Annotated in this window: 25 protein-coding genes, 1 tRNA gene and 1 rRNA gene; 15 read left to right on the top strand and 12 right to left on the bottom strand. The window is 64.6% G+C overall.

Annotated elements, in window-relative coordinates; translation table 11 throughout:
- Positions 1 to 14 precede the first annotated feature (14 nt).
- Entirely contained in the window at positions 15 to 353 is a 339-nt protein-coding gene (locus AC56LR_RS18615; RefSeq protein WP_497132507.1) for a zinc ribbon domain-containing protein YjdM, read from the bottom strand.
- 221 nt (positions 354 to 574) lie between these two features.
- On the opposite strand from AC56LR_RS18615, the gene AC56LR_RS18610 reads away from it, so the two are divergent.
- Complete coding sequence (locus tag AC56LR_RS18610; RefSeq protein WP_497132506.1) at positions 575 to 1,906, top strand: GGDEF domain-containing protein; 1,332 nt, start codon at positions 575 to 577, stop codon at positions 1,904 to 1,906.
- 81 nt (positions 1,907 to 1,987) lie between these two features.
- Here AC56LR_RS18610 and AC56LR_RS18605 read toward each other — a convergent pair whose 3' ends face one another.
- Positions 1,988 to 2,494, bottom strand: a complete 507-nt coding sequence (locus AC56LR_RS18605; RefSeq protein WP_497132504.1) for a host attachment protein — start codon at positions 2,492 to 2,494, stop codon at positions 1,988 to 1,990.
- Between the two features lie 241 nt (positions 2,495 to 2,735).
- On the opposite strand from AC56LR_RS18605, the gene AC56LR_RS18600 reads away from it, so the two are divergent.
- Positions 2,736 to 3,611, top strand: coding sequence for a class I SAM-dependent methyltransferase (locus AC56LR_RS18600; protein ID WP_497132503.1), 876 nt, complete (start codon positions 2,736 to 2,738; stop codon positions 3,609 to 3,611).
- A gap of 64 nt (positions 3,612 to 3,675) precedes the next feature.
- Here AC56LR_RS18600 and AC56LR_RS18595 read toward each other — a convergent pair whose 3' ends face one another.
- Positions 3,676 to 4,128, bottom strand: coding sequence for a nuclear transport factor 2 family protein (locus tag AC56LR_RS18595; RefSeq protein WP_497132501.1), 453 nt, complete (start codon positions 4,126 to 4,128; stop codon positions 3,676 to 3,678).
- Between the two features lie 152 nt (positions 4,129 to 4,280).
- Here AC56LR_RS18595 and AC56LR_RS18590 point away from each other — a divergent pair, with 152 nt between their 5' ends.
- The gene (locus AC56LR_RS18590) at positions 4,281 to 5,423 is read left to right on the top strand and encodes a branched-chain amino acid ABC transporter substrate-binding protein (protein ID WP_497132499.1); all 1,143 of its coding nucleotides are present in this window, start codon (positions 4,281 to 4,283) and stop codon (positions 5,421 to 5,423) included.
- A 78-nt stretch (positions 5,424 to 5,501) separates the two neighbouring features.
- Positions 5,502 to 8,792, top strand: a complete 3,291-nt coding sequence (locus tag AC56LR_RS18585) for a DEAD/DEAH box helicase (protein WP_497132497.1) — start codon at positions 5,502 to 5,504, stop codon at positions 8,790 to 8,792.
- A 36-nt stretch (positions 8,793 to 8,828) separates the two neighbouring features.
- Here AC56LR_RS18585 and AC56LR_RS18580 read toward each other — a convergent pair whose 3' ends face one another.
- Positions 8,829 to 9,284, bottom strand: coding sequence for a fasciclin domain-containing protein (locus AC56LR_RS18580; protein ID WP_497132495.1), 456 nt, complete (start codon positions 9,282 to 9,284; stop codon positions 8,829 to 8,831).
- 203 nt (positions 9,285 to 9,487) lie between these two features.
- Here AC56LR_RS18580 and AC56LR_RS18575 point away from each other — a divergent pair, with 203 nt between their 5' ends.
- Positions 9,488 to 10,033: a hypothetical protein gene (locus AC56LR_RS18575; protein WP_497132493.1), complete on the top strand. Its 546-nt coding sequence runs from the start codon at positions 9,488 to 9,490 to the stop codon at positions 10,031 to 10,033.
- A gap of 280 nt (positions 10,034 to 10,313) precedes the next feature.
- Here AC56LR_RS18575 and AC56LR_RS18570 read toward each other — a convergent pair.
- Positions 10,314 to 10,389, bottom strand: a tRNA-Phe gene (locus AC56LR_RS18570).
- Between the two features lie 121 nt (positions 10,390 to 10,510).
- Here AC56LR_RS18570 and AC56LR_RS18565 point away from each other — a divergent pair.
- The 6 genes from AC56LR_RS18565 to AC56LR_RS18540 all read left to right on the top strand — a co-directional run bounded on the left by AC56LR_RS18565 (position 10,511) and on the right by AC56LR_RS18540 (position 16,826).
- A complete protein-coding gene (locus AC56LR_RS18565; protein ID WP_497132491.1) occupies positions 10,511 to 11,728 on the top strand; it encodes an FAD-dependent monooxygenase in 1,218 nt (405 codons plus the stop codon).
- A gap of 28 nt (positions 11,729 to 11,756) precedes the next feature.
- Complete coding sequence (locus AC56LR_RS18560) at positions 11,757 to 12,479, top strand: DsbC family protein (RefSeq protein ID WP_497132489.1); 723 nt, start codon at positions 11,757 to 11,759, stop codon at positions 12,477 to 12,479.
- A 15-nt stretch (positions 12,480 to 12,494) separates the two neighbouring features.
- Positions 12,495 to 12,953, top strand: a complete 459-nt coding sequence (locus tag AC56LR_RS18555) for a (2Fe-2S)-binding protein (protein WP_497132487.1) — start codon at positions 12,495 to 12,497, stop codon at positions 12,951 to 12,953.
- Position 12,954: 1 nt separating this feature from the next.
- Positions 12,955 to 13,527, top strand: coding sequence for a nucleotidyltransferase family protein (locus tag AC56LR_RS18550; RefSeq protein WP_497132485.1), 573 nt, complete (start codon positions 12,955 to 12,957; stop codon positions 13,525 to 13,527).
- Between the two features lie 92 nt (positions 13,528 to 13,619).
- Positions 13,620 to 15,440, top strand: coding sequence for a M61 family metallopeptidase (locus tag AC56LR_RS18545; RefSeq protein WP_497132483.1), 1,821 nt, complete (start codon positions 13,620 to 13,622; stop codon positions 15,438 to 15,440).
- Between the two features lie 69 nt (positions 15,441 to 15,509).
- Positions 15,510 to 16,826 carry an amidohydrolase gene (locus tag AC56LR_RS18540; RefSeq protein ID WP_497132482.1) on the top strand — a complete coding sequence of 439 codons (1,317 nt, stop codon included), beginning with the start codon at positions 15,510 to 15,512 and terminating at the stop codon, positions 16,824 to 16,826.
- Positions 16,827 to 16,835: 9 nt separating this feature from the next.
- On the opposite strand, the gene trpC is transcribed toward AC56LR_RS18540, so the two are convergent.
- The 6 genes from trpC to rpe form a co-directional block, all read right to left on the bottom strand.
- Positions 16,836 to 17,636 (bottom strand): indole-3-glycerol phosphate synthase TrpC, encoded by an 801-nt coding sequence (gene trpC / locus AC56LR_RS18535; RefSeq protein WP_497132480.1) that lies wholly within the window; start codon positions 17,634 to 17,636, stop codon positions 16,836 to 16,838.
- Positions 17,636 to 18,673: an anthranilate phosphoribosyltransferase gene (gene trpD, locus AC56LR_RS18530; RefSeq protein ID WP_497132479.1), complete on the bottom strand. Its 1,038-nt coding sequence runs from the start codon at positions 18,671 to 18,673 to the stop codon at positions 17,636 to 17,638. The genes trpC and trpD overlap by 1 nt, the downstream gene beginning before the upstream one ends.
- A 48-nt stretch (positions 18,674 to 18,721) precedes the next feature.
- On the bottom strand, positions 18,722 to 19,285 hold the full coding sequence (locus tag AC56LR_RS18525; RefSeq protein ID WP_497132477.1) for an anthranilate synthase component II: 564 nt from the start codon (positions 19,283 to 19,285) through the stop codon (positions 18,722 to 18,724).
- A gap of 1 nt (position 19,286) precedes the next feature.
- Positions 19,287 to 20,783 carry an anthranilate synthase component I gene (trpE, locus tag AC56LR_RS18520; RefSeq protein WP_497132475.1) on the bottom strand — a complete coding sequence of 499 codons (1,497 nt, stop codon included), beginning with the start codon at positions 20,781 to 20,783 and terminating at the stop codon, positions 19,287 to 19,289.
- A 193-nt stretch (positions 20,784 to 20,976) separates the two neighbouring features.
- Positions 20,977 to 21,675 carry a phosphoglycolate phosphatase gene (locus tag AC56LR_RS18515; protein WP_497132473.1) on the bottom strand — a complete coding sequence of 233 codons (699 nt, stop codon included), beginning with the start codon at positions 21,673 to 21,675 and terminating at the stop codon, positions 20,977 to 20,979.
- A gap of 1 nt (position 21,676) precedes the next feature.
- On the bottom strand, positions 21,677 to 22,348 hold the full coding sequence (rpe, locus tag AC56LR_RS18510; protein ID WP_171086617.1) for a ribulose-phosphate 3-epimerase: 672 nt from the start codon (positions 22,346 to 22,348) through the stop codon (positions 21,677 to 21,679).
- A gap of 178 nt (positions 22,349 to 22,526) precedes the next feature.
- On the opposite strand from rpe, the gene apaG reads away from it, so the two are divergent.
- Positions 22,527 to 22,901 (top strand): Co2+/Mg2+ efflux facilitator ApaG/CorD, encoded by a 375-nt coding sequence (apaG, locus tag AC56LR_RS18505; protein ID WP_497132471.1) that lies wholly within the window; start codon positions 22,527 to 22,529, stop codon positions 22,899 to 22,901.
- On the opposite strand, the gene AC56LR_RS18500 is transcribed toward apaG, so the two are convergent.
- Positions 22,902 to 23,150 (bottom strand): hypothetical protein, encoded by a 249-nt coding sequence (locus tag AC56LR_RS18500; RefSeq protein ID WP_497132555.1) that lies wholly within the window; start codon positions 23,148 to 23,150, stop codon positions 22,902 to 22,904. It lies immediately after the preceding gene.
- Here AC56LR_RS18500 and mltA point away from each other — a divergent pair.
- The 3 genes from mltA to AC56LR_RS18485 all read left to right on the top strand — a co-directional run.
- Positions 23,050 to 24,267 carry a murein transglycosylase A gene (gene mltA / locus AC56LR_RS18495; protein ID WP_497132469.1) on the top strand — a complete coding sequence of 406 codons (1,218 nt, stop codon included), beginning with the start codon at positions 23,050 to 23,052 and terminating at the stop codon, positions 24,265 to 24,267. The genes AC56LR_RS18500 and mltA overlap by 101 nt on opposite strands.
- 80 nt (positions 24,268 to 24,347) lie before the next feature.
- Positions 24,348 to 25,127 (top strand): enoyl-CoA hydratase, encoded by a 780-nt coding sequence (locus AC56LR_RS18490; RefSeq protein WP_497132467.1) that lies wholly within the window; start codon positions 24,348 to 24,350, stop codon positions 25,125 to 25,127.
- 520 nt (positions 25,128 to 25,647) lie between these two features.
- A 16S ribosomal RNA gene (locus AC56LR_RS18485) occupies positions 25,648 to 25,754 on the top strand; the annotation flags it as partial.

Here is a 25,754-nt window from a genome sequence, read left to right as displayed (position 1 = left end):
TGCCTTGAGCTGGATCAGACTTTCCTGACAAATTCCGTTTTCAGGCTCATGGCGCCGAAGCCTTCGATCTTGCAGTCGATGTCGTGGTCGCTGTCGACCAGCCGGATGTTCTTGACCTTGGTGCCTTGCTTGATGACGCCGCCAGAGCCCTTCGGCTTGAGGTCCTTGATGACGGTCACGGTGTCGCCGTCCTGCAAGATGGTGCCGGAGGCATCGCGGTAGACCCGCGCGCTCTCCGCCGGGGCGCCTGCGACCGGCCATTCATGGGCGCATTCGGGGCAGACGTACTGGCCCGAGCCGTCCTCGTAGGTATAGGTGGACTGGCATTGCGGGCAGGGAGGCAGGGCGCTCATGGTGATCGTGGACTGGAGGGAAACGGGGATTGTCGCACCCCGCTCCCGCCCCAGCAAGGACGGGGTCTCCCGGACGGCCCTGGTGCGCGGCAGGACCGGCAGCACCGGGCCCGGGTTTTTCGCAACAGGCCCTCCAGAATTGCACATGGAACAGCAATTCTTGTGTATGGTTGATGTTGCAGACCGGTATTTACCGCAACCATGACGCTGACGAGAACATGATGAGCGACGTGCCACTCTATAAGAACAAGGTACTGTTCCTGTCTCAAAACTTTTTCATCAAGGACAACCAGTCCGAGCTCCTGCTGTGCGCGCATAAATATGATTTCGATATTCTCTTCTTCAGCGAAGTCAGCGATTTCGTCGCGGCCGTGGAGCAGGACGGGTGCAACAGCCTGTACGTGATCGACCTGGACGCCCTGCACAACATGCAGGCGGACATGCAGGACAGCCGCAAGACCCTGATGCTGGGCGAACTGCTGCAGCGCCTGCCGTGCGAGCACAGCTATGTCTACCTGCAGAGTGCGCGCCAGGGCAGCCGCTTCCTGCTCCAGCAGCGCCTGGTGGACAGCAATTGCCTGGCCTATGCGGAAAAACCCATCGCCAACGACGTGCTGGTCGACAAGCTGTTCAACCTGTTCGTCCAGCAAAAACGCGGCGACCTGGTGCGGCTGATCTACCTCGGCGAGCTGGCAGGGCTGGACCCGGCGGCCTTGCTGGACCAGCGCATCGAGCTGACCCAGCACCTCGACGCCCAGACCCTGCACTTGCGCGTCAAGGAGCTGCAGCCCGACATCGTCTTCATTACCGACGCCGAATACGCGCGCACCGAGTCGCTGGTGCGGGTGCTCAAGAAGAACATGGAAGCCGACCCGGTGCGCGAAATCGCGCTGCTGCAGCGCCAGCCGGACCCGGCCCTGACCCGGCGCGCCCTGGCCAGCGGCTTCGATGCGATCGTGCCGGTGATGGATGCCGATTTGCTGGCGGCCCAGCTGGTCAACCGGGCCAGCAAGATCCGCATCGGCCGCGACCTGATCGGCAAGGACCGCGCCACCGGCCTGCTCAACAAGGTCGGCCTGCAGAAGAAAGCCCAGGACCTGATCCGGCGCGCCGGGCTGGAAGATTGCCCGCTGGCCTTCGGCGTCATCGACATCGACAAGTTCAAGACCATCAACGATACCTGGGGACATTATTTCGGCGATATCGTGATCAAGCGCCTCTCCCTGACGCTGGCCGCGCAGGTGGGCGAATCGGACCTGCTCAGCCGTTTCGGCGGCGAGGAATTCGTGGTCGTGTTCTGGGATTGCACGCTCGAGCAGGGGCAGGTCAGGTTGGACGCGATGCGCCAGGCTTTCTGCGCCATCCCGTTCGAAGTCGGCGCCGGCGACATCCGCCATTTTTCGTTCAGCGGCGGGGTCGCGGCCTATCCGGAGTACAAGAGCGAGAACGAACTGTTCCTGCGCGCGGACGCGATGCTGTACGAGGCCAAAGAGGGCGGACGCAACCAGGTCTGCGCGGAGCCGTCGCGCCAGCGGCGCAGCGTGGCGCATTGAGGCGAGGAGGCCGAAATTTTGCCGGGAGTAAAAAAAACGCCAACCGGACCGGTTGGCGCTCGGTGACGATGCGATACAGGCTTACTCGGCCTTCGCCGCCTGTGCGTGCAATTGCTCGCGCAGCTGCTGCGCGTTGGAATGGGTATAGTCCTTGTTGAACTCGGACTTGATCAGCCCCTTCACTTGCGGATCCAGGTGCTGGCGCAGGGTTCCCAGGAACTCAGGCGAAGCGGCGATGATCAGCTGCTGGTAGCGCCCGTCCTGATGGCCCTTCAGCAAATACTCCGAGACGTCCCTCGCGAACAGTTCGGCCTGGTGCTGGGCAGGCGTTTGCGCCGGCTGGTACAGCTTGTTCGGCGCCCCGGCCTTGGCATTGTGGGCCATGCCGGCGCCCTCGTTGCCGCCGATGCTGTGGCGGCTGCCCGATGCGGCCATGGGGCTGAGCTTATCGGTTTCGGTGTCTTCGGTGCGCAGTTGCGCTCCCGAGCTGACCATGTCTTCGATTTCCTGCAACGGCTTGGCCGAATCGGACTCGGAGAAGAATCGTGCACGGCCTGCATTGGCCGAGAGAATCCAGGTTGTTGTCATGCTTCCCCCTGTCAGTATGTGAATGGTTGGTGTGATCGTCCCCCATTGGCCCCTTGACAGGGGCCAGGATCTTGTCGATCAGGCTAGGCCCGAGTATAGCCCCGCTTCCAGAACCCCGGCGCACCGACGCCGCGCTAACGTGCGCATGCATCGGCAGGGCGCCGCCGAACCGGCGAACTTTTCCGCTTTCCAGGGGTCTAATTCTGGTTTCAACTGCCGGGACTTTCCGAGGAGACCTGTCATGAGCCAAGCCACCCCCTCCACCCCGGCGCCGGAGCAGGCGCCCAATCTTTCCACGCCCGACTTCGCAGCCATCAAGCAGCGCCAGCAGGCTACCTGGGCCAGCGGCGACTTCGCCATCATCGGCGTCACGCTGCAGATCGTCGGCGAGTCGCTCGCCGAGGCGGTCGACATCCGCGCCGGCGAGCGCGTGATCGACATCGCCGCGGGCAACGGCAATGCGACCCTGGCCGCGGCGCGCCGCTTCGCCCACGTGACCTCGACCGACTACGTTCCCGCGCTGCTGGAAAAAGGCCGCGCCCGGGCCGCCGCCGAGGGCCTGGCGGTCGATTTCCACGAGGCCGACGCGGAAGCGCTGCCTTTCCACGACGGCAGTTTCGACGTCGCGCTCTCGACCTTCGGCATCATGTTTGCGCCCGACCACGCGCGTGCGGCCAGCGAGATGATGCGGGTGGTGCGCCCGGGCGGGCGCATCGGCATCGCCAACTGGACCCCGGACGGCTTCATCGGCAACCTGTTCAAGACGGTCGGCAAGTTCGTGCCGCCGCCTGCCGGCTTGCCCCCACCGCCGCGCTGGGGCCTTGAGGACTACCTGCGCCAGCTGTTCGGCAACAATGCGGCCAGCATCCGCGCCGAGCGCAAGATGTTCAACATGCGCTATGGTTCCACCGCCCACTGGCTGCAGGTGTTCCGCGATTACTACGGGCCGGTGCACAAGGCCTTCAATGCGCTCGACCCGGCCGGGCAACAGGCGCTGCAGGGCGAAATCCTCGCCTTGCTCGAGCGCTTCAATGTCTCGGGCGACGATTCGCTGGTGGTGCCGGCCGAATACCTCGAAGCGGTGATCGTCAAGCGTCCGCCCGACGTGCTGCACTAGCATGAAAGGACAAGGCCGGGCAGGGCAAACTGTCCCGTCCGGCCCTGCAGGCAGCTTGCGCGTTTCAATGAGGAAGCTGCGTCCCCTGCTCGCTGGATACCGGCTGGCCGCCCATGTCGGCGCCGAATGCCCTTTCCGCCGTCGTGTTGTCATAGATGGTTTCGAAGCTTGCCACCTTGCCGTCACGTAGCGTGATGACGTGGGTCCACGGTATGTCGTAGCTGCGCCCGGTCGCCTTGACCAGCCAGCTTGCCTCCCCGATGACGACCACCTTGTCGCCCTCGGCGATGCAATCCCTGACCTCGAAGCGGGTGGCCTGCGAGGTCTCGCCCAGCGTCTGGAAGAATTGCGCGATGCCGGCCCTGCCGTGGTAGTTGCCGGAGAAGGGCACGATGTCCGAATCGGGGCCGATCCACTCGGCGTCGTCGCGATAGCGCTCCAGCAGGGCGGGAATGTCCCCTTTCTTGAACAGCTCGTATGCTTCCATGACGAGGCGCTTGTTTTCCTGGATAGTCATGACATCTCCTCGATGAGTCGGCGGCAAGCACCAGGCCGGTGGTCGTGGCGCTGCACGCCGATGTCTTCAGCCTAGTGCCGGGCGCGTGGAAATCAAGCGGAGTCCGGCGGCGGAAGTACAATCGAACGCATCCATTCGAGAAAAGGCTGCCCATGCGTTCGTTCGTCGTGATTCCCGCCATCGTCCTCGCGCTCGCCGCCTCCAGCGCGCATGCCCAAACCGAAGTGAAAATCGGCACCGCCTCGCCGCTCTCCGGTCCCGGCGCCCATCAGGGCAAGGACATCGAATACGGCGCCCGCATGGCCATCGACGAGCTCAACGCGAAAGGCGTGGCGATCGGCGGGCGCAAGCTCAAGTGGGTGCTGCAGGCCGAAGACGATGCCGCCGATCCGAAAACCGGCACGGCAGTGGCGCAGAAGCTGGTCGATGCCCACGTCGCGGGCGTGGTCGGACACCTCAACTCGGGCACCACCGTGCCGGCGTCCAAGATCTACGCCAGCGCCGGCATCCCGCAGATTTCGCCGGCCGCCACGACGCCGCTGTACACCCGGCAGGGCTACAAGACCGCCTTCCGGGTCGTGGCCAACGACAACCTGATCGGCCGCACGCTGGCGGCCTATTCCATCAATACGCTCAAGGCGAAAAAGATCGCCGTGATCGACGACCGCACCGCCTTCGGCCAGGGCCTGGCCGACCAGTTCGCGAAGGAAGTGCGGCGCCTCGGCACCGCTACCGTCGTCAGCCGCCAGTTCACCAACGACAAGGCCACCGATTTCAACGCCATCCTGACCCAGATCCGCGCCCACAAGCCGGACGTGATCTTCTATGGCGGCATGGACGCCGTGGCCGGACCCATGCTCAAGCAGATGAAGACCCTGGGCCTGCAGGCCAGGTTCGTCGCGGGCGACGGCGTGTGTTCGGAAAAGCTGCCGCTGCTGGCGGGCGATGCGCTCGGCGACGACAAGGTGTTCTGCGTGGTGGCGGGCGGCGTCACCGGCGCGCAGGAAGCCGGCTACACCGCCTTCACCGAACGCTTCCGCGAGCGCTTCAAGCTGCCGGTGGAGACCTACGCACCGTATGCCTACGACGCGGTGATGGTATTCGCCGCCGCCATGCAGAAGGCGCAATCGATCGATCCGGCAAAGTTCCTGCCGGTGCTGGCCGGTATCAGGCACGAGGGCGTGACCGGCACCATCGCTTTCGATCCGAAGGGCGACCTGCGCGATGCCGCGATGACGCTGTACACCTACCGCAAGGGCAAGAAGGCCAGGTTGCAGGTGGTGCGCGGGAAGTAAGGTCTAGCTGGCGCCGCAGGTGCGCGTGGAAGCTGGGCGATAATCCGGTATCGAGGCAAAGAGGTTTATTTCCATCCCATGCATTTCACTTTCGAAGACATCCAGCGCCAGTTCGATCCTGCTTTCTTCGCGCGCGGCCTGGCATATGCCCGGGAAGGCGCAGTCCTGTCTGTCTGGCGGGACGGCGCGTCGATCGAAGGCGTCGTCACTGGAAGCGCCGGAAGGGTCTATGAGCAAGTGATCAGAGCCAGGACCGATCGCGGTGGCGTCAAGTTCGCCGGCGACTGCACCTGCCCTATGAACCATAACTGCAAGCATGTCGTGGCGGTACTGCTGGCCAGCCTGGAACAGCCTGACGAGGACCCCGAATCGGACTTGCCTGCAGCCGCCGAGCACTGGCTCCAGCAGCTCGAGCTGCTGCAGTTCGCCATGCAGCCTGCCGCAGCGCCGCCATCCAGCCCGGAATTTCGCATCGCCTATGTGCTGGTGCCTGACCAGCGCGACGGCTCGCTGCGCCTGCAACTGTGCAAGGCGCGGCTGCGCAAGGATGGCAGCATCGGCGGGGCAACCATCATTCAGGAGATGTACAGTTTGCTCGCGTCGCCTCCGGGGTATGTCGAGCGCCGCGACGAAGAGCCGATCCGCCTGATCAATGCTCTGCAAGCAGGTAGCAAGTATGTCGAAACATGCCGGCCGGCCGGTAGCATCGGCTGGCGCCTGCTGACGCAATTGCGCGCGGAAGGCCGGCTGCTGTGGGCCGAATCGCTTGCCGGCCTGAAGCAAGGAAATGTCTTTCCAGTTGCCGCGGGACCTGTACGGTCTGTATCGCTCGCATGGCGGGCTGACGCCGGCAATGCCGAATCGGTGAGGCTGGCCTGGTGCTTCGAGGATGCCGCGCCGGTGGGCCATGTGCTGGCAACCGAGCCGATGTGCTACCTGGACCAGGGCGTGCTGGGCGAACTGGCGCTGCCCGAACCGCTCGCCGCGATGGCGCCGCGCACCTTGCTCCATCTGGTGGAACAGGCACCCCGGCTGGAACCGGAAGAGCGCACCACCATGGCATTGCGCCTGGCCGAGGCTGGCCTGGACCGCTTCATGCCTGCGCCACGACAATTGCAGACGCGGCATCGGCATGACATCGTACCGACGCCGCAGTTGCTGCTGGACTGCGCAGCGGTTACGGTCCGCGGCGAGCTGCACTGGCATGACTACGCGCTGCTGAATTTCGACTATGACGGCATCGGGACCGAGGAGGTCGACGAGCCGGTGCTGCGCAGGATAGTGGACAATACCGTGGAACTGATCGAGCGCGACGCTGGCGCCGAGCGTGCGGCGGCCGATCTTCTTGCAGGGCTCGGGTTTGTCGCGCCGCCGTCCGGCTCTCCGGTGGAGGGATGGCCGGACGCCTTGCAGTTGCCGACACCGGCTGACTGGGTGAGGTTTGCGCGCGATGAGTTGCCGCGTCTGCACGCCGCCGGCTGGGAGATCGAGCTGAACGGCAATTACCGCTACGACTTTGCCGAAGTGCAGGACTGGTATGCCGAGCTGAACGAGGAAGGGGAGGGGGCGAACGCCTGGTTCGCACTCGAACTCGGCATCCTCGTCGACAACCGGCGACATTCGCTGCTGCCTTTGTTGCTGGAAATGATACGCAAGGCGCCCCAGCATTTCAATGCCGCCGCCCTTGCCCTGCGCGACGACAGGGACGACTTCATCGTGGACCTGCCCGATACGACGCGCGTTGCCTTGCCATGGAGCCGCGTCAAGCCGATTCTTGCTACCGTGATGGAGCTCTATTCCGGCCAACGGATGGGCGGCGCAATGCGGCTGCCCGTCACCGACGCCGCACGCCTGGCCGAACTGGAGGAAGCGGCGCAGCTGCGCTGGATGGGCGGCGAGCGCTTGCGCGAACTGGGCAGGAAGCTGGCAGGGTTCGATGGCATCCGGGATGTCCCGGCGCCGGCCGGCCTGCAGGCGACGCTGCGGACTTACCAGCAGGCTGGACTGGCATGGATGCAGTTCCTGCGCGAATACGCATTTGGCGGCATCCTGGCCGACGACATGGGACTGGGCAAGACGATCCAGACCCTGGCGCATATCCTGGTCGAAAAAGAGGCCGGCCGGCTCGACGCGCCCGCGCTGGTCGTCGCGCCGACCAGCCTGATGGGGAACTGGCAAGCCGAGGCTGCCCGCTTCGCCCCTGGCTTGCGTGTCCTGGTGTTGCATGGAAAAGAGCGGGCAGCGCTATTCGACGGAATTGCCGGCGCCGATCTGGTGCTGACGACTTACGCCTTGCTCGGCCGCGACGAGGCGGCGCTGCGAAAGCATCGCTACCACCTGCTGATCCTCGATGAAGCGCAGTACATCAAGAATAGTCGCTCCAGGGCGGCCCAGGTGGCCTGCCTGCTCGAGACCAGGCACCGCTTGTGCCTGACGGGCACGCCGGTACAAAACCACCTCGGCGAGTTGTGGTCGCAATTCCATTTCCTCATGCCGGGATTGTTGGGCGAGGAAAAGGCATTCAACACCGGCTTCCGCAAGCCGATCGAGCAGCACGGCGATAGCGTGCGCAGGGACTTGCTGGCGCGGCGGGTGAAGCCGTTCATGCTCAGGCGTACCAAGGACAAGGTGGCGACCGAATTGCCGCCCAAGACGGAAGTCGTGCTTCCGGTCGAATTCGGCGCCGTCCAGCGCGACCTGTATGAGACCGTGCGCTTGGCGATGGACCGCAAGGTGCGCGACGAGATCGACCGCAAGGGGCTGGCGCGCAGCCAGATCGTGATCCTCGACGCCTTGCTCAAGCTGCGCCAGGTATGTTGCGATCCGCGTCTCCTGCGTCCGGCCAGCGAAGCGAGCTCGGCGAAGCTGGTCGCCTTGCTGGACCTGCTGGAAACCTTGCTGAGCGAAGGGCGCAAGGTGCTGGTGTTTTCGCAATTCACCAGCATGCTGGCACTGATCGAGAAGGAACTGCGCGACCGTAGCGTCGATTTCGCCTTGCTGACGGGTGATACGGTCGACCGCGCCGGGCAGGTGGCGGCGTTCCAGCAGGGCCAGGTTGGGGTATTCCTGATCAGCCTGAAGGCCGGCGGAGTAGGGCTCAACCTGACCGCGGCCGACACCGTCATTCATTACGATCCATGGTGGAATCCCGCCAGCGAAAACCAGGCCACCGACCGCGCCTGGCGCCTTGGCCAGGACAAACCGGTGTTCGTCTACAAGCTGATCGCACGGGGTACGCTCGAGGAAAAAATCCAGGACATGCAGCGCCGCAAGGGTGAATTGGCTAATGCCTTGCTCGATGCCGAAGGCGGGCTGGCGCCCGCGATCGGACCGGACGACCTGGATGCTATTTTCTCTGCAAGCTCCTAGTAAGGCATCCCGGTCGCCTCGCCTTGTGCCCGCTGCTTATTTCGGCATGATCACCGAGTCGATCACGTGGATGACGCCGTTGTCGGCTTCCACATCGGTCTTGACGACCTTGGCCTTGTCGACCATGACGTTCTTGCCTTTCATGCTCACCATCAGGCTGCTGCCCTCGACCGTCGCGACCGCGCCCGGCTTGACGCTGGCGGCCATCACCTTGCCCGGCACCACATGGTAGGTCAGGATCTTGGCCAGTGCCGCCTTGTCCTTCAGCAGCGCATCGAGCTTGGCTTTCGGGATCTTGGCGAAGGCTTCGTCTGTCGGTGCGAACACGGTGAACGGGCCCGGGCCCTTGAGCGTGTCGACCAGGCCCGCCGCCTGGACAGCCGCGACCAGGGTGTTGAAGCTGCCTGCCGATTTCGCGGTGTCGACGATGTCGGCAGCGTTTGCGGCGGAGAGGGAAAACGCCATCACGGCGCCGAGTACCAGTTTCTTCATCTTGAGCTCCTTGGGGGTGGGTTTGTATCGCTGTTGTATTAGAATTTATTCCAGCACATGAAGAAAGTCGAGTCACGAACCGTATTGTGCGCGCAATAAGCGGTTCAAAAGAGCGTCAACGGGATGTGTTGAACCGGTATCCGGATGCGAATGGATGCCTTGGGCATGCTACCCTTGCTGCTCATCCATTCTGTTCCAGCGCCATGAAACCTGTTCTTGCCCCGCTTTTTGCCGCGCTCGTGCTTGCCGGCTGCGCCACCGTGCCCGTCGACCCGCGTGATGCCTTCATGGCGACGCTGCAGGGCATGTGCGGCCAACGCTTCGAAGGCGGCCTGGCCTATGCCATCGACCCGAACAGCGAATTCCGCGGCCAGAAGATCTCGACCGAAGTCCTGTGCACGCCGGCCGGCGTGCGCATGCCGGTGCTGGTCGGCGAGGACCGTTCGCGCACCTGGATCGTCACCCGTCCGGCGGCGGGACTGGAACTGCGGCACGATCACCGCCACGCGGACGGCAGCCCCGATGCGGTCACCATGTACGGCGGCATGGCGAAAGAGGGCGGTACGGCGCGCGCGCAATCCTTCCTCGCCGATGCCCACACCGCCAGGATGGTTCCCGGCGCCGAGACCAATATCTGGACCCTCAGCCTCAGCGAGGACGGGAAGGTACTGAGCTATCGCCTGGAACGGCATGCGCAGCCGCGTGCGGAATTCGTCATGACGCGGGTGGCGGGACCGGGCATGCAGTGATCCGCTGCGATGGCGGCACGCTTGCGCAAATGAAAAACGCCACCCGAGGGTGGCGTTTGCCATGCTGAAATAGTGATGGCCCCGGGCTCCCGGCAGCTCAATCCATCGCGATCCGTGCGACCGCCGCAGCTGGCCGTGCCAGTTCCTGCCCCTCGCCGAGCCGGAAGATGCTGGCCACTTCCGCCAGGCCCATGGCGGGTTCGACATCCCAGGCGAGTTTACGGCTCCCGGAAACGACAACGCCCACTTGCATGAGTGGGCGTTGCGTGAAACGAATTCTTGGTGGCCCGGGGCGGAATCGAACCACCGACACAAGGATTTTCAATCCTCTGCTCTACCAACTGAGCTACCAGGCCAAGAGAGGCATGATTATAGCCAGCGTTTTTCATCTGCGCAAGCCCCTGAGTTCACGGAACCATTGCCGCGCACTCCGAAGCGCCCGGGGCGCGCTGTTGACATCTCGCTATAATGTCTCGTATGACTACGACCACCGCCCAGCACCGCAGCGACGTCTGCATCGTCGGCAATGGCGCCATCGCCAAGACCGCCGCCCTTGGTTTCGCCCAGTCGGGATACAGCGTCACCCTCCTGGTGCCGCCAGCCCGCCCGGCGCCGGAAAAACCGGCCGTCTCGAGCGCCGACAAGCCGTGGGACGCGCGTGTCTATGCCCTGAACCACACGGCGCATGACCTGCTGGCCTCGCTCAAGGTCTGGGGCGCCCTCGACCTGGCGCGGGTGCAGGCGGTCGATGCGATGGACATCCACGGTGACGGCAAGCAGGGCGGCAACCTCGGCTTCGACGCCTTCGGCGCCCATGTCGGCACGCTGGCCTGGATCGTCGAGGACAGCAACCTGAACGCGGCGCTCGATGCGGCGCTCAAGTTCTCCGCCAACGTCCAGCGGGTATCCGGTTGCGCCAGCAGGCTTACCTGCAGCGAATCGGGCGCGGGTGTGCAGCTCGAAGACGGCACGGCCATCGCCTGCGAACTGGTGGTTGGCGCCGACGGCCGCGAATCCTGGGTGCGCGGGCAGTGCGACATCGGGGTCGATTACCGCATGTACCACCAGCGCGCCATCGTCACCAATTTTGCCTGCGACAAGCCGCACCACGGCGTGGCCTACCAGTGGTTCACCTGCGCCGACGGCGTGATTGCGCTGCTGCCGCTGCCGGGCAACCGGGTGTCGCTGGTGTGGTCGGCCCCGGAAACCCTGGCCGAAACGCTCATGGACGAGTCGCTGGGCGAAATGGCGATCCGCCTTGGCGAATACGCCGACGACAAGCTCGGCGTGCTGCGTCCTTTGCTGCCGGAAGACGTCAAGTCGGTGCCGCTGGCGCTGGTGCGCCCGCATGCGATCGTCGCGCCGCGTGTGGCGCTGGTGGGCGACGCCGCCCACGCGGTGCATCCGCTGGCCGGCCATGGCATGAACCTGGGTTTCGGCGACATCGTCGACCTGCTCGCCGTGTTGCGCGAGCGCGAAGACCGGCGCGGCATCGCCGACGAGCGCGTGCTCGCCCGCTATGCCCGCAAGCGCAAGGAAGACGTGCTCTTGATGCAATGGGCAACTGACGGGCTGGAGCGCTTGTTCGGCGCCAACCTCGAACCAGTGCGCGTGCTACGCAATTTCGGATTAAACTTGCTCGATAAATTGCCGGGTGTAAAGCGCCGCCTGATGGCGCATGCGATGGGCAAGTAATCCGCAAGTAACTATTTAAGGAAATACCATGTTGAAAACGAAGGTTGCCGTCCTGCTGGCGACGGGCCTGCTGGCATCCTGCGTCGAGGCGCAGAACACGACCGAAGCCGGCATTAGGAAGGCGCTCGAACCGCGCCTGGGCGGCGCCAAGATCGAATCGATCCGCGAGACGCCGTATGGCGGCCTGTATGAAGTGCGCGTGGCCGGCGACATCCTGTACACCGACAAGAAGGGCGACTACCTGTTCATCGGCCGTGTCTACGACACCAAGACCTCGACCGATCTCACCACCGCCCGGATCGAAGAGATCAACAAGATCAAGTTCTCCGACCTGCCGCTGGAGATGGCCCTCAAGCAGGTCAAGGGCAACGGCAAGCGCACCATCGCCGTGTTCGAAGACCCGAATTGCGGCTACTGCAAGCGCCTGCGCCAGACCACGCTCAAGGAAATCGACAACGTCACGATCTACACCTTCATGTACAACATCCTGTCCGAGGATTCGTTCGTGAAGTCGAAGAACATCTGGTGCGCCTCCGACCGCGTGAAGGCCTGGGACGACTGGATGATCAACGGCAAGCTGCCGCCGACGGCGCCCGCCGCCTGCGAGTCGCCCAACGACAAGGTCGCCGCTCTCGGCCAGAAACTCAAGATCCAGGGCACGCCGGCCATCTTCTTCACCGACGGCAGCCGCATCCCGGGCGCGGTCGACCTGAAGTCGCTGGAAGCGAAGCTGCAGTCGCTGAGCAAGTAAGCAGGAAGCGCCCACGTGGTCACCTTGCACATCAACGGGCGCGCCCTGGAGGTCGACGCCGATCCCGCCACGCCCATCCTGTGGGCGCTGCGCGACAACCTGAACATGACCGGCACCAAGTTCGGCTGCGGCGCGGCGCTGTGCGGCGCCTGCACCTTGCACCTGGACGGCCAGCCGGTTCGTTCCTGCATCACGCCGATCGCGAGCGCACAGGGCTTGAGAATCACGACCATCGAAGCGATGCACGCCGATACGGTCGGCAAGGCGGTGCAGGACGCCTGGATCAGGCACGACGTTCCCCAGTGCGGCTACTGCCAGAGCGGGCAGGTGATGAGCGCCGTGGTCCTGCTGCGCACCAACAAGCGCCCGAGCGACGCCGACATCGACAGCGCGATGAGCGGCAACATCTGCCGCTGCGGCACCTACCAACGCATTCGCGCAGCCATCAAGGATGCCGCCGGCACCCTCGCCTGACATGTCCTTGGCCGGCATCCTGCTTGCCGCCGGACGCGGGCGCCGTTTCGATCCTTCCGGATCACGCAACAAGCTGCTGCAGCGCCTTCCCGGCGGCGATTTCGTGGTCGTGGCCAGCGCGCGCCGGCTGCTGTCCTGCGTTTCGCGCGTGGTGGCGGTCGTGCCGCCAGGCGACGGCGGCGTGGCCGATGCCCTGCGCGCGCTCGGCTGCGAAGTCACCGTCTGTACGGAAGCCGATACCGGCATGGGCGCCTCGTTAGTGCATGCTATCCGCCATTCGCTGCCCGCCGCCGGCTGGCTGGTGGCGCTGGGCGACATGCCCTTCGTGCAGGACGCCACGCTGGCGCTGCTGCGCGACGCGCTGCAAGACGGCGCCGGCATTGCCGTTCCGGTGAGCGGCGGGCAACGCGGCAACCCGGTGGCCTTCGGCGCCCGCCATCTCGACGCGCTGCTGGCCCTGGGTGGCGACCAGGGCGCGCGCCGCCTGCTGCTTGGCCATCCGGTGGTCGAGATCGAGGTCGACGACCCCGGCATCCTGCGCGATATCGACACAGCATCCGACCTCCCCATATGACATATGCATGCCATTGTTTCCCGCAGTGATCGAATCCGATTACACTAGGAGAACAACAACTATAAGCCCGGCCGGACGACCACGATCCCATCATGAAAAAACCTTCCCCGAAAAAGCAGCCCGCCATCCAGTACACCATCGTGCCGAAGGATCTGGCCGGCCACCTGTTCCACGTGACCCTTACGGTTGCCGACCCGGACCCGGAAGGCCAGGTGTTCGCGCTGCCGGCCTGGATCCCGGGCAGCTACATGATCCGTGAGTTCGCCCGCAACATCGTGCGCATCCGCGCCGAGAGCGGCGGGGCGGACGTGGCGCTGGTCAAACTGGACAAGCATTCGTGGCGCGCCGCGCGCACGGCCGGCCCGTTGACCCTGCACTACGAGGTCTATGCCTGGGACCTGTCGGTGCGCGCCGCCCACCTCGACCAGACCCACGGTTTCTTCAATGGCACCAGCGTGTTCCTGCGCGTGGCCGGCCAGGAAGGTTTGGCGCACCAGGTCGATATCCAGCGTCCCCTTGATCCGGCCGCGAAAGGCTGGCGCGTCGCCACCGCCATGAAGGAACTCGGCGCGAAACGCTACGGCTTCGGCACCTATGTCGCCGGCGACTACGACGAGCTGATCGACCACCCGGTGGAGATGGGCGAGTTCGAGCTGTCCACCTTCACCGCCTATGGCATCCCGCACGACATCGTCATCACCGGCCGCGTGCCCAACCTCGACATGGCGCGCCTGCAGGCCGACCTGAAGGCGATCTGCGAAACCCAGATCGCCTTCTTCGATCCGCAGACCAGGCGCGCGCCGATGGAACGCTATGTGTTCATGACGATGGCGGTCGGCGACGGCTACGGCGGCCTGGAACACCGCGCCTCGACCGCCCTGATCTGCGCCCGCGCCGACCTGCCGTGCACGGCCAGCGCCAAGAGCGCCGAGCCGGGCGAGGGCTATCTGCGCTTCCTGGGCCTGTGCAGCCACGAGTACTTCCACACCTGGAACGTCAAGCGCATCAAGCCGGCCGTGTTCGCGCCCTACGACCTGCAGACCGAGAACTACACGCCGCTGCTCTGGCTGTTCGAGGGCTTCACCAGTTATTACGACGACCTGATGCTGGTGCGCGCCGGGATCATCGGCGAGGCCACCTACCTGAAGCTGCAGGCCAAGACCATCGGCGGCGTCCTGCGCGGCAGCGGCCGCACCAAGCAGAGCGTGGCCGATTCGAGCTTCGACGCCTGGAGCAAGTACTACCGCCAGGACGAGAATTCGCCGAACGCCATCATCAGCTATTACACCAAGGGCTCGCTCATTGCGCTGGCCTTCGACCTGACCATCCGCGCCAGGACGGGCGGCCTCAAATCGCTCGACAACGTGATGCTGGCGCTGTGGGAGCGCTTCGGGCGCGATTTCTATGCCGGGGCAGGGCGCGGCGTGACGGAAGCCGAAGTCGAGGCGATCTTCGACGAAGTCTGCGGCGCCAGGCTGCGCAGCTTGTTCGAGCGCTGGGTGCGCGGCCTGGAAGACCTGCCGCTGGCCAAGCTGTACGCCCCCTTCGGCGTCAAGCTGGTGGACGAGCGCAAGAACGCCAAGGCCTCGCTCGACGCCGGCGTCGGCCGCGACCCGGCGGGCGCCAAGCTGACCCAGGTCCATGAAGGCGGCGCCGCGCACAAGGCCGGCCTGTCGGCGCAGGACATCGTCATCGCGATCGACGGCCTGCGCGTCAACGGCAATCCGTCGAACGTCGACGCGCTGGTGGCGCGCTACCGTGTCGGCGACAAGGTGGTGGTGCATGCCTTCCGCCGCGACGAGCTGATGGCTTTCGACGTCACGCTGCAGGGCGACCGCGTGCCGTGCATCACCCTGACGCAGGCAGTCGCCGGCAAGAAGTCGTCGGCGCTAAAACGCCCCAGCGCCATCTGAGGGCATCGCCACGTAGGGTGGGCGGCTACGCCGCCCGCGCGTTCAAATACAATTTGCCACGAGGTCCGCGTGAAAACTGCTGTAAATTGCATTGCTGCCGCCGTTCTTTCCCTCGCCATCGCCCCCGCGTTCGGGCAACTCCCGGCCCCCCTGAAATCCGACGTCACCACCCGCGTCAACGCCATGTACCCCTGGCTCGACACGGTCTACAAAGACCTGCACGCCCATCCCGAGATCGCCTTCCAGGAAGCCCGCACCGCCGGCAAGCTGGCCGCCGAGATGCGCAAGCTCGGCTTCGAGGTCACCGAAAAGGTGGGAAAGACCGGCATGGTCGCGGTCCTGAAGAATGGCGCCGGCCCGACGGTGCTGGTGCGCACCGAGATGGACGGCCTGCCGATGGAAGAAAAAACCGGCCTGCCGTATGCCAGCCGCGCCCGCGCCATGAGCGACGGCCGCGAAAGCTTCGTCACCCACAGCTGCGGCCACGACGTGCACATGGCGAGCTGGCTCGGCAGCGCACGGACCCTGGTCGAACTCAGGTCGCAATGGAAGGGCACCCTGGTCTTCATCGCCCAGCCGGCGGAAGAAGTGGGCGCCGGGGCGCGGGCGATGCTCGACGACGGCCTGTTCAAGCGCTTCCCCAAGCCGGACTACGCGTTCGCACTGCATTCCTGGCCGCTGGCGCACGGGACGATCGGTTTCAATTCCGGCGCGGTCTCGTCCAATTCGGACACCATCGAATTCGTGTTCAAGGGCCGCGGCGGGCATGGCTCGGCGCCGGACAAGTCGGTCGACCCGATTGCCATCGCCGCCCGTTTCGTGGTGGACGTACAGACCGTCATCAGCCGCGAGAAGGACCCGAAGGAATTCGGCGTGGTGACGATCGGCGCCATCCAGGGCGGCACGGTCGGCAACATCATCCCGGACAGCGTCCTGGTGCGCGGCACCATCCGCTCGTACAGCCCGGCCGTGCGCGCCAAGCTGCTGGAGGGCGTGCGCCGGGTCGCGAATGCCTCCGCCGCCATGGCCGGCGCACCCGCGCCGGACTTGAAGTTCATCAGCGGCGGCGCGGCCATCGTCAACAGCGAGGCGCTGGTGGCCAGGACCGAGGCGGTATTCAAGGATGCCTTCGGCACGGAAAATGCGCAGCGCATGCCTGCGATGACGGCCAGCGAAGACTTTTCGGCCTATGTCAACGAAGGCGTGCCCTCGATGTTCTTCTTTACGGGTATTTACGATCCGAAGGCCGTGCTCGAGGCCGAGCGCGAGGGCGGCAAGCCGATCGCCTTCAACCACTCGCCGTTCTATGCGCCGGTGCCGGAGCCGTCGATCAAGACCGCGGCACAGGCGATGAGTTTCGCGGTGTTGAATGTGTTGGGGCGCTAACGCGGCCATTCACCCAAACAGCCGCTGCAACTCCACTCCCGGTTCCGGCGCCCGCATGAACGCCTCCCCAACCAGGAAGGCATGCACGTCCGCCGCGCGCATGCGCTCGACGTCCGCCGGCCCCATGATTCCGGATTCCGTCACCACCATGCGCTCCGGCGGAATCCGCGGCAGCAGCCCCAGCGTGGTCTCGAGCGACACCTCGAAGCTGCGCAGGTTGCGGTTGTTGATGCCCACGAGCCGCGTCTGCAGCTTGAGCGCCGCGGTCAGCTCGTCGCCATCGTGCACCTCGACCAGCACGTCCATGCCCAGTTCGTGGGCGCAGGCTTCCAGTTCCGCCATCAGCCCATGGTCGAGCGCCGACACGATCAGGAGGATCGCATCCGCGCCCATCGCACGCGCTTCGTAGACCTGGTACAGGTCGATCATGAAGTCCTTGCGGATGACCGGCAAGGCGCAGGCGGACCTAGCCTGGCGCAGGTAATCCACCGAGCCCTGGAAGAACTGCACGTCGGTCAGCACCGACAGGCAGGCCGCGCCGTGCTCCGCATAGCTCTGCGCGATCGCCGCCGGCTGGAAGTCCGGCCGCAGCACGCCTTTCGAGGGCGAGGCCTTCTTCACTTCCGCGATGATGCCGGCGTGGCCCGCCGCGATCTTGCCACGCAGGCTGTTCTCGAAGCCGCGGATGCCACGGCGCGCTTCGGCGTCGCTTTCCACCTCGCGGCGCAGGCTGAACAGGTCGCGGTGCTTCTTCGCCGCGGCGACTTCGTCGGCCTTGACGGCCAGGATCTTGTTGAGGATATCGGACATCAGCGGCTCCCCGCCAGCTGCCGGGTCACCTGCACGAACTGCTCGAGCTTCGCCGTGGCCGCACCCGAGGCGATCGTGGCGCGCGCCGTCGCCAATCCTTCCTCGATCGACGAAGACACCCCGGCTGCATACAGCGCGGTGCCGGCATTGAGGGCCACGATGTCGGTCGCCGGCCCCGGTTCGCCGCGCAGGGCTTCCAGCACGCGCAACTTCGATTCGGCCGTATCGGCCACTTTCAGGTTGCGGCTCGAGATCATCGACATGCCGAAGTCTTCCGGATGGATCTCGTATTCGCGGATCTCGCCGTTGACCAGTTCACCGACCAGGGTGCCGGCGCCGAGCGAGACCTCGTCCATGTTGTCGCGGCCCCAGACCACCATCGCATGCTGGGCGCCGAGGCGCTGCAGCACGCGCACCTGGATGCCGACCAGGTCGGGGTGGAATACTCCCATGAGTATGTTCGGCGCGCCGGCCGGGTTGGTCAGCGGACCGAGGATATTGAAGATGCTGCGCACGCCCAGCTCGCGGCGCACCGGCGCCACGTGCTTCATGGCCGCGTGGTGGTTGGGCGCGAACATGAAGCCGATGCCGGTCTGGGCGATCGACTGGGCGATCTGCTCGGGTTTCAGGTCGATGCAGGCGCCCAATGCTTCGATCACGTCGGCGCTGCCGCTCGAGGAGGACACGCTGCGCCCGCCGTGCTTGGCCACGCGCGCACCGGCCGCTGCCGCCACGAACATCGAGGCGCTCGAGATATTGAAGGTGTTGGCGCCGTCCCCGCCGGTGCCGACGATGTCGAGCAGCTTGGTGGTGTCGGCCATCGGCACCTTGGTCGAGAATTCGCGCATGACCTGGGCGGCGGCGGTGATCTCGCCGATGGTTTCCTTCTTCACGCGCAGGCCCATGGTCAGCGCCGCCACCATGGTCGGCGACATCTCGCCCGACATGATTTGGCGGAACAGGTGCAGCATCTCGTCGTGGAAGATTTCGCGGTGTTCGATACAGCGCAGAAGGGCTTCTTGTGGGGTGATCGGCATGGCGGGTCCAGTTCAATAAAAGCGGTGTCGGCGGGAGCCGGCTGTATCTCAGCGCACCAGAAAATTCTTCAACAGCGCATGCCCATGCTCCGACAGGATCGACTCCGGATGGAACTGCACACCCTCGATGTCGTATTCCTTGTGGCGCACGCCCATGATCTCGCCGTCGTCGGTCCAGGCGGTCACTTCCAGGCAGTCGGGCAGCGATGCGCGCTCGATCGCCAGCGAGTGGTAGCGGATCACGGTGAAGGGGCTGGGCAAGCCCTTGAACACGCCTTCGCCGGTGTGGGCGATCAGCGAGGTCTTGCCGTGCATGACCTGCTTGGCGCGGATCACCTTGCCCCCAAAAGCTTCGCCGATCGCCTGGTGCCCCAGGCACACGCCCAGGATCGGCAGCTTGCCCTTGAATTCGCGCAGGATGTCGAGCGAGATGCCGGCATCCTTCGGCGCCTTCGGGCCCGGCGAAATGCAGATGCGCTCGGGCGCCATCGTCTCGATCTGCTCGAGCGTGATCTGGTCGTTGCGCACGGTGTGGACAATCTCGCCCAGCTCGCCCAGGTACTGGACGATGTTATAGGTGAACGAGTCGTAGTTATCGATCATCAAGAGCATGTCAGAACTCCCCATCCAGGCCGTCTTGCACTTGCTCGGCCGCGCGCAGCACGGCGCGCGCCTTGTTTTCGGTTTCCTGCCATTCCATTTCGGGGATCGAATCGGCCACGATGCCCGCCGCGGCCTGCACGTACAGGTTGCCGTCCTTGATCACGCCGGTACGGATCGCGATCGCCACGTCCATCTCGCCCCCGAAACTCAGGTAGCCGCAGGCGCCGCCGTAGATGCCGCGCTTGACCGGCTCGAGTTCGTCGATCACTTCCATCGCGCGCACTTTCGGCGCACCGGTCAGGGTGCCGGCCGGGAAGGTGGCGCGCAGCACGTCCAGGTTCGACATGCCGTCTTTGAGCTTGCCCTCGACATTCGAGACGATGTGCTGCACATGCGAGTATTTTTCGATGACCATGCGGTCGGTCACCTTCACGCTGCCGGTGTCGGCGATGCGGCCGATGTCGTTGCGCGCCAGGTCGATCAGCATCACGTGCTCGGCGACTTCCTTCGGGTCCGACAGCAGCTCGGCGGCCAGCTCGGTATCGCGTTCCGGTGTCGCGCCGCGCGGGCGGGTGCCGGCGATCGGACGCAGCGTGACCTTCTTGCCGCCCTCCGGCAAGGCTTCGTTACGCACCAAAATCTCGGGCGAGGAGCCGACGATCTGCATGTCGCCGAAATTGTAGTAGTACATGTAGGGCGAGGGGTTCATCGAGCGCAGCGAACGGTAGAGCGACAGCGGCGAGTCGACATAGGGCTTGCGGATGCGCTGGCCGATCTGCACCTGCATCAGGTCACCCGCCATCACGTAGTCGTGAGCCCTGGCCACCGCCGCGAGGTAGTCTTCCTTGCTGAATTCGCGCACAGCTTCGGTACGGACGGAACTCGAGGTCACCGGCGCATCCACGCTCCGGCGCAGCATCATGCGCAGGTCCTTCAGGCGCTGGCGCGCCCTGGTATACGACTCGGGCTGGCCCGGGTCGGCGTACACGATCAGGTACAGCTTGCCCGAGAGGTTGTCGATCACCGCCAGCTCTTCGGTCAGCATCAGCTGGATGTCGGGCAGCCCGAGCGCGTCCGGCGGGGCGGTCTCGAGCAGCTTGGGCTCGATGTGGCGCACGGTGTCGTAGCCGAAGTAGCCGGCCAGGCCGCCGCAAAAGCGTGGCAGGCCGGGACGCAGCGCGACGCGGAAGCGCGCCTGGTAGGCTTCGATGAAGTCGAGCGGGTTGCCCTCGTGCGTCTCCACGATTTCGCCCTGCTTGAGGATCTCGGTCAGGTTGCCGGAGCTGCGCAGCAGCGTCGATGCCGGCAGGCCGATGAAGGAATAGCGGCCGAAGCGCTCGCCACCGACGACCGACTCGAGCAGGAAGGTGTTCTTGCCGGCTCCCTGCGACTGGGCCAGCTTGAGGTAGAGCGTGAGCGGGGTCTCCAGATCGGCGAAGGCTTCCGCGATCAATGGGATGCGGTTATAGCCCTGGTTGGCCAGCGACTTGAATTCGAGTTCGGTCATGCTTTTCTCCAGTCCGCCCAGGCAAGGGTAGGGCGGTGGTTCAGTTCAAAAAACCTGCCGGAGGACGAATGCGTCCGGCAGCAATCAACGCGGGTCAGTTAGCCCAGGATTGCCAGCGTCGCCACAGCCAGGCCTCGAGGGCGCCGGTCTGGTTGACAGTGTGTTTTTTGGTGAAAAACATGGTTGGATAAGTTCAGGTTGTCGTGCGGTTGTGGGCAGCGATCAGGTGTGCCGCGTCGAGCAGCGAATCAACTATACCATCGGATTTAATCTCTTGTACAGGCCGTCCGTGGTTATAACCATATGGCACGGTGAGCACATAACAGCCGGCCGCGCGCGCGGCGTCCGCATCGTTCGACGAGTCGCCGATGGCCACCACTTGGGAGGGCGGCAGGTCGAAGGCGCTGCACACGCCCAGCAGCGGCATCGGGTCCGGTTTCTTCTTCGGGAAGGAGTCGCCGCCATACACCAGCTCGAAATACCCGGCCAGGCCCTTCTGCGCGAGCAGCGGGGTGGTGAACGCCATCGGCTTGTTGGTGACGCAGGCCAGCCGCAGGCCGAGCGCCTTCAAAGCGGCCAGGCCTTCGAGCACGCCGTCGAACAGCACGCTGTGGTCGCCGTTGATGGCGAGGTAGTGGCGCTGGTAGCCGGCGCGCGCCTCGTCAAACGCCGCGTCGACACGCTCAGGCGCCCAGTCCAGCAGCAGCGCATCGCGCACCAGCTTTTCCGAGCCCTTGCCGATCAGCGGCTTGATGATGTCCTGCGTGACCGGCGCCAGCCCGAAGTCGGCGCGCATGCCGTTCAGGGCCGCCTCGAAATCGGGCACCGTGTCGAGCATGGTGCCGTCCAGGTCGATGATGGCGGCCCGGATGCCTGCCTCGCCGGCCTGCATCTTATTTGCCGACCTTGGCCAGCTGGGCGCGCATCTCGTCGATGACGGCCTTGTAGTCCGGCTTGCCGAAGATGGCCGAGCCGGCGACAAACGTATCGGCGCCCGCGGCTGCGGCTTCGGCGATATTGTCGGCCTTGATGCCGCCGTCGACTTCCAGCAGGATGTCGCGGCCCGACTCGTCGATCATGCGGCGGGCGATCGCGATTTTCTTGAGCGCCTGCGGAATGAAGGACTGGCCGCCGAAGCCCGGATTGACCGACATGATCAGGATCATGTCGATCTTGTCCATCACGTGGTCGAGGTAATGCATCGGCGTGTGCGGGTTGAACACCAGGCCGGCCTTGCAGCCGTTATCGCGGATCAGCTGCAGCGTGCGGTCGATGTGGTCCGAGGCTTCCGGGTGGAAGGTGATGATGTTGGCGCCGGCCTTGGCGAAATCGGGAATGATGCGGTCGACCGGCTTGACCATGAGGTGCACGTCGATCGGCACCTGCACGTGCGGACGGATCGCCTGGCATACGAGCGGGCCGATGGTCAGGTTCGGGACGTAGTGGTTGTCCATGACATCGAAGTGGATGATGTCGGCGCCGGCGGCGACGACATTGCGCACTTCTTCGCCCAGGCGGGCGAAATCGGCGGACAGGATGCTGGGAGCGATGCGGTAGGTAGTCATGGGCGGGAGTGCAGGTAAAGTGAAGCCGCTATTCTACGCCGATGAGGGAGGCAGGTGCTGTGGGAGGACGCGGGTCAGGGGCCGCGCGGAGTATCATTGTCGTTTGCGCCACATGGCGCACCGGCTCAGTAGCCGCGCATTTTCAACAATCGTATTGACGATCACGCAAGGAAATATCATGTCCGCCTACGAATTCGCTGTCACCGTCAGGACCCAGCACCTGCCGGAACAGTCCAAACCGGACCGGGACCAGTTCGTGTTCAGCTACACCATCACCATCAAGAACACGGGCAGCGTCCCCGCCCAGCTGATCTCGCGCCACTGGGTCATCCTTGATGCCAACAACACCGTGCAGGAAGTGCGCGGCCTGGGCGTGGTCGGGCACCAGCCGCTGCTCAAGCCGGGCGAAGAGTTCGAGTACACCAGCGGCACGCAGATGGCGACGGCCCAGGGCTCGATGTATGGGGAATACTTCTGCGTGGCGGAAGACGGCCACCGCTTCGAAGTGCCGATCCCGGAATTCGTGCTGACGCTGCCGCACGCGCTGCACTGATTACTGCCGTCCCCCGGCATCCCGGTCGTCCTGCGCCTCGTCTTCCGGCACATCCTTGCGGCCGGCGAACATCGTCCACCAGACGATAAAGACGAGCAGGAACAGCGCCACGCCGGCTTCCACCATCAAGATCCACATATCGTTCCTTATGCTTTCGACACGCCGCAGTGTAACCGCTTCGCTTGCCCTCGTCGCCTTTTTGGCGGCCTGCTCGTCCACGCCGCCGAAGCCCGCCGAGCCGGTGCGCATGCCGCCGCCCGTCGGGCCGGTGTATGTGCCCGAACAGCCGCCGCCGGCCCAGCCGACCCCGCCGCCGGCGCCTGCTCCCTTGTTCACCCCGACGAGCTTCAGCGCCCTGCCGGGCTGGGAGCAGGACGACTTGCGCCAGGCCTGGCCGGCCTTCATGCAATCGTGCCGGGCGCTCATCAACAAGGCGGAGTGGAAGAGCACCTGCGCCGCCGTGCGCGCCGTCGATGCAGGCGACGCGGCAGCGGTGCGCCGCTTCTTCGAGGCCTGGTTCGTGCCCAATCTGGTGCGCAGCAGCGATGGGGCGGACACGGGGCTCATCACCGGCTATTACGAGGCCATGCTGTACGGTTCGCGCAAGCGCGGCGGCGCGTTCCAGACACCGCTCTACCGCGTGCCGCCCGACCTGCTCACCGTGGACCTGGGCAGCGTCTACCCGCAACTGAAGGGCATGCGCCTGCGTGGGCGCTTGTCCGGCAAGACCGTGGTGCCCTACAGTACCCGCGCCGAGATTGCGCGCGCGCCGCTGGCAGGCAAGGAGCTGCTGTGGGTGAACGATCCGGTGGAATCCTTCTTCCTCGAAGTGCAGGGTTCGGGCCGCGTGCAACTCGACACCGGCGAAACCGTGCGCGTCGCCTACGCCGACCAGAACGGCCATCCGTATAAAACCATCGGCCGCTGGCTGGTGGAGCAGGGCGAGCTGACCGCCGAGCAGTCGACGGCCCAGGGCATCCGCGCCTGGATCGCCGCCAATCCAGGGCGCCGCCAGGAGCTGTTCAATGTGAACCCCAGCACTATCTTCTTCCGCGAAGAGAAGCTGCCGGATCCCTCGCTTGGCCCGAAGGGCGCACTCGGCGTGCCACTCACCCCGAGCCGTTCGGTGGCGATCGACCCGTCCTTCCTGCCGCTGGGCGCGCCGCTATTCCTGGCGACGACCGAGGCGGGCAGCGAGGCGCCGATGCAGCGCCTGATGATGGCCCAGGATACCGGCGGCGCGATTCGTGGCGCGGTGCGTGCCGACTTCTTCTACGGCTTCGGTCCCGATGCGATGGACAGGGCGGGCAAGATGAAGCAGCGCGGGATGATCTGGGTGCTGCTGCCGCGTCCAGCTTCTCCGTGAAGCTGCTTACCCGCTGTTCAAGACGTTACAATCGCGCGTCTACGCTCTAATCCGTCTAATTTCAAAAAAGGGGATGTCATATGGAATATGCAGATCTGCTCATCGAACACCACGGTAAAGTCGTCGTGATCCGCCTGAACCGTCCGAAGGCAATGAACGCGCTGAACGACAACATGATGAACGAGCTGGGCGACGCACTGCACCGCTTCGATGCCGATCCGGCCGTCAATGTCATCGTCCTGACCGGTAGCGACAAGGCATTCGCGGCAGGGGCCGACATCGCCGCAATGGCGAATTACACCTACACGGCAGACACCTATCCAGGCAACTATATCGGCCGCAACTGGGAACACATCCTGAATATCCGCAAGCCGGTGGTCGGCGTGGTGTCGGGCTATTGCCTGGGTGGTGGCTGCGAACTGGCCATGATGTGCGATTTCCTGATCGCCGCGGACAGCGCCAAGTTCGGCCAGCCTGAAATCAAGGTCGGCGTGACCCCGGGCGCCGGCGGCACCCAGCGCCTGCCGCGGGCGATCTCGAAATCAAAGGCCATGGACATGCTCCTGACCACGCGCATGATCGACGCCGCCGAAGCCGAGCGCACCGGGCTGGTGTCGCGCGTATATCCGGCCGAAACTGTCATGGAAGAATCGCTGAAGGTTGCCCAGAGCATCGCCGAGATGCCGGTATCGGTCGCCATGCAGATCAAGGACTGCGTCAACCAGGCCTACCAGATGCCCCTGAACGAAGGCGTGCGCTATGAGCGCCGCTATTTCCACGCGGGCTTCGGTACCCCGGCGCAGAAAGAGGGCATGTCCGCCTTCCTCGAGAAGCGCAAGCCGAATTTCGACGGGCTCTGAGTTTCTATATAGAAGGGGCGCAAGCCCCGCCGCCAGGCGCCGGCACGGCGCCTGGCGGCGAAAATACAACAGATGAATTGCCTCTTGCGTAAGCCCCGGCCGGTTGCTATAGTTCGCCTCCGCTTCGGGACACTCAGCAGTAAATTCTGATGTGACACCTGAAAATGTTAACGTAATCAAGTGGTTACGGCGACAATGGTCCGCAGAGAAATCTGCAGCGAAGCGAACGAGGGGTTGACGAGTTAAGCGAAACACTGCATAATCTCATTCCTCTGCTGCTGACGAACACAACGCTTCGACAGAACACAGCAAGGCAGCACCGAATACAGTTCTTTAACAATTTACAGTCGATAAGTGTGGGCGTTTGATGAAGGTGCCAAGGACTTCGGTTCTTGATTACTTAAATTATCAAATGTTCACAAAAAAGAAATACGTTGCTCAGCAATGAGTAACGGTCAGTATTTTGAGTGAGCGACCCGTCCGCAAGGACGGAGACAGAAATGTCTATTAAACAGAGATTAAACTGAAGAGTTTGATCCTGGCTCAGATTGAACGCTGGCGGCATGCTTTACACATGCAAGTCGAACGGCAGCGCGGGGCAACCTGGCGGCGAGTGGCGAACGGGTG

Source organism: Telluria sp. ZT3P39 (genome assembly GCF_059685935.1).
This window is presented reverse-complemented; position numbering and strand designations above follow the sequence as displayed.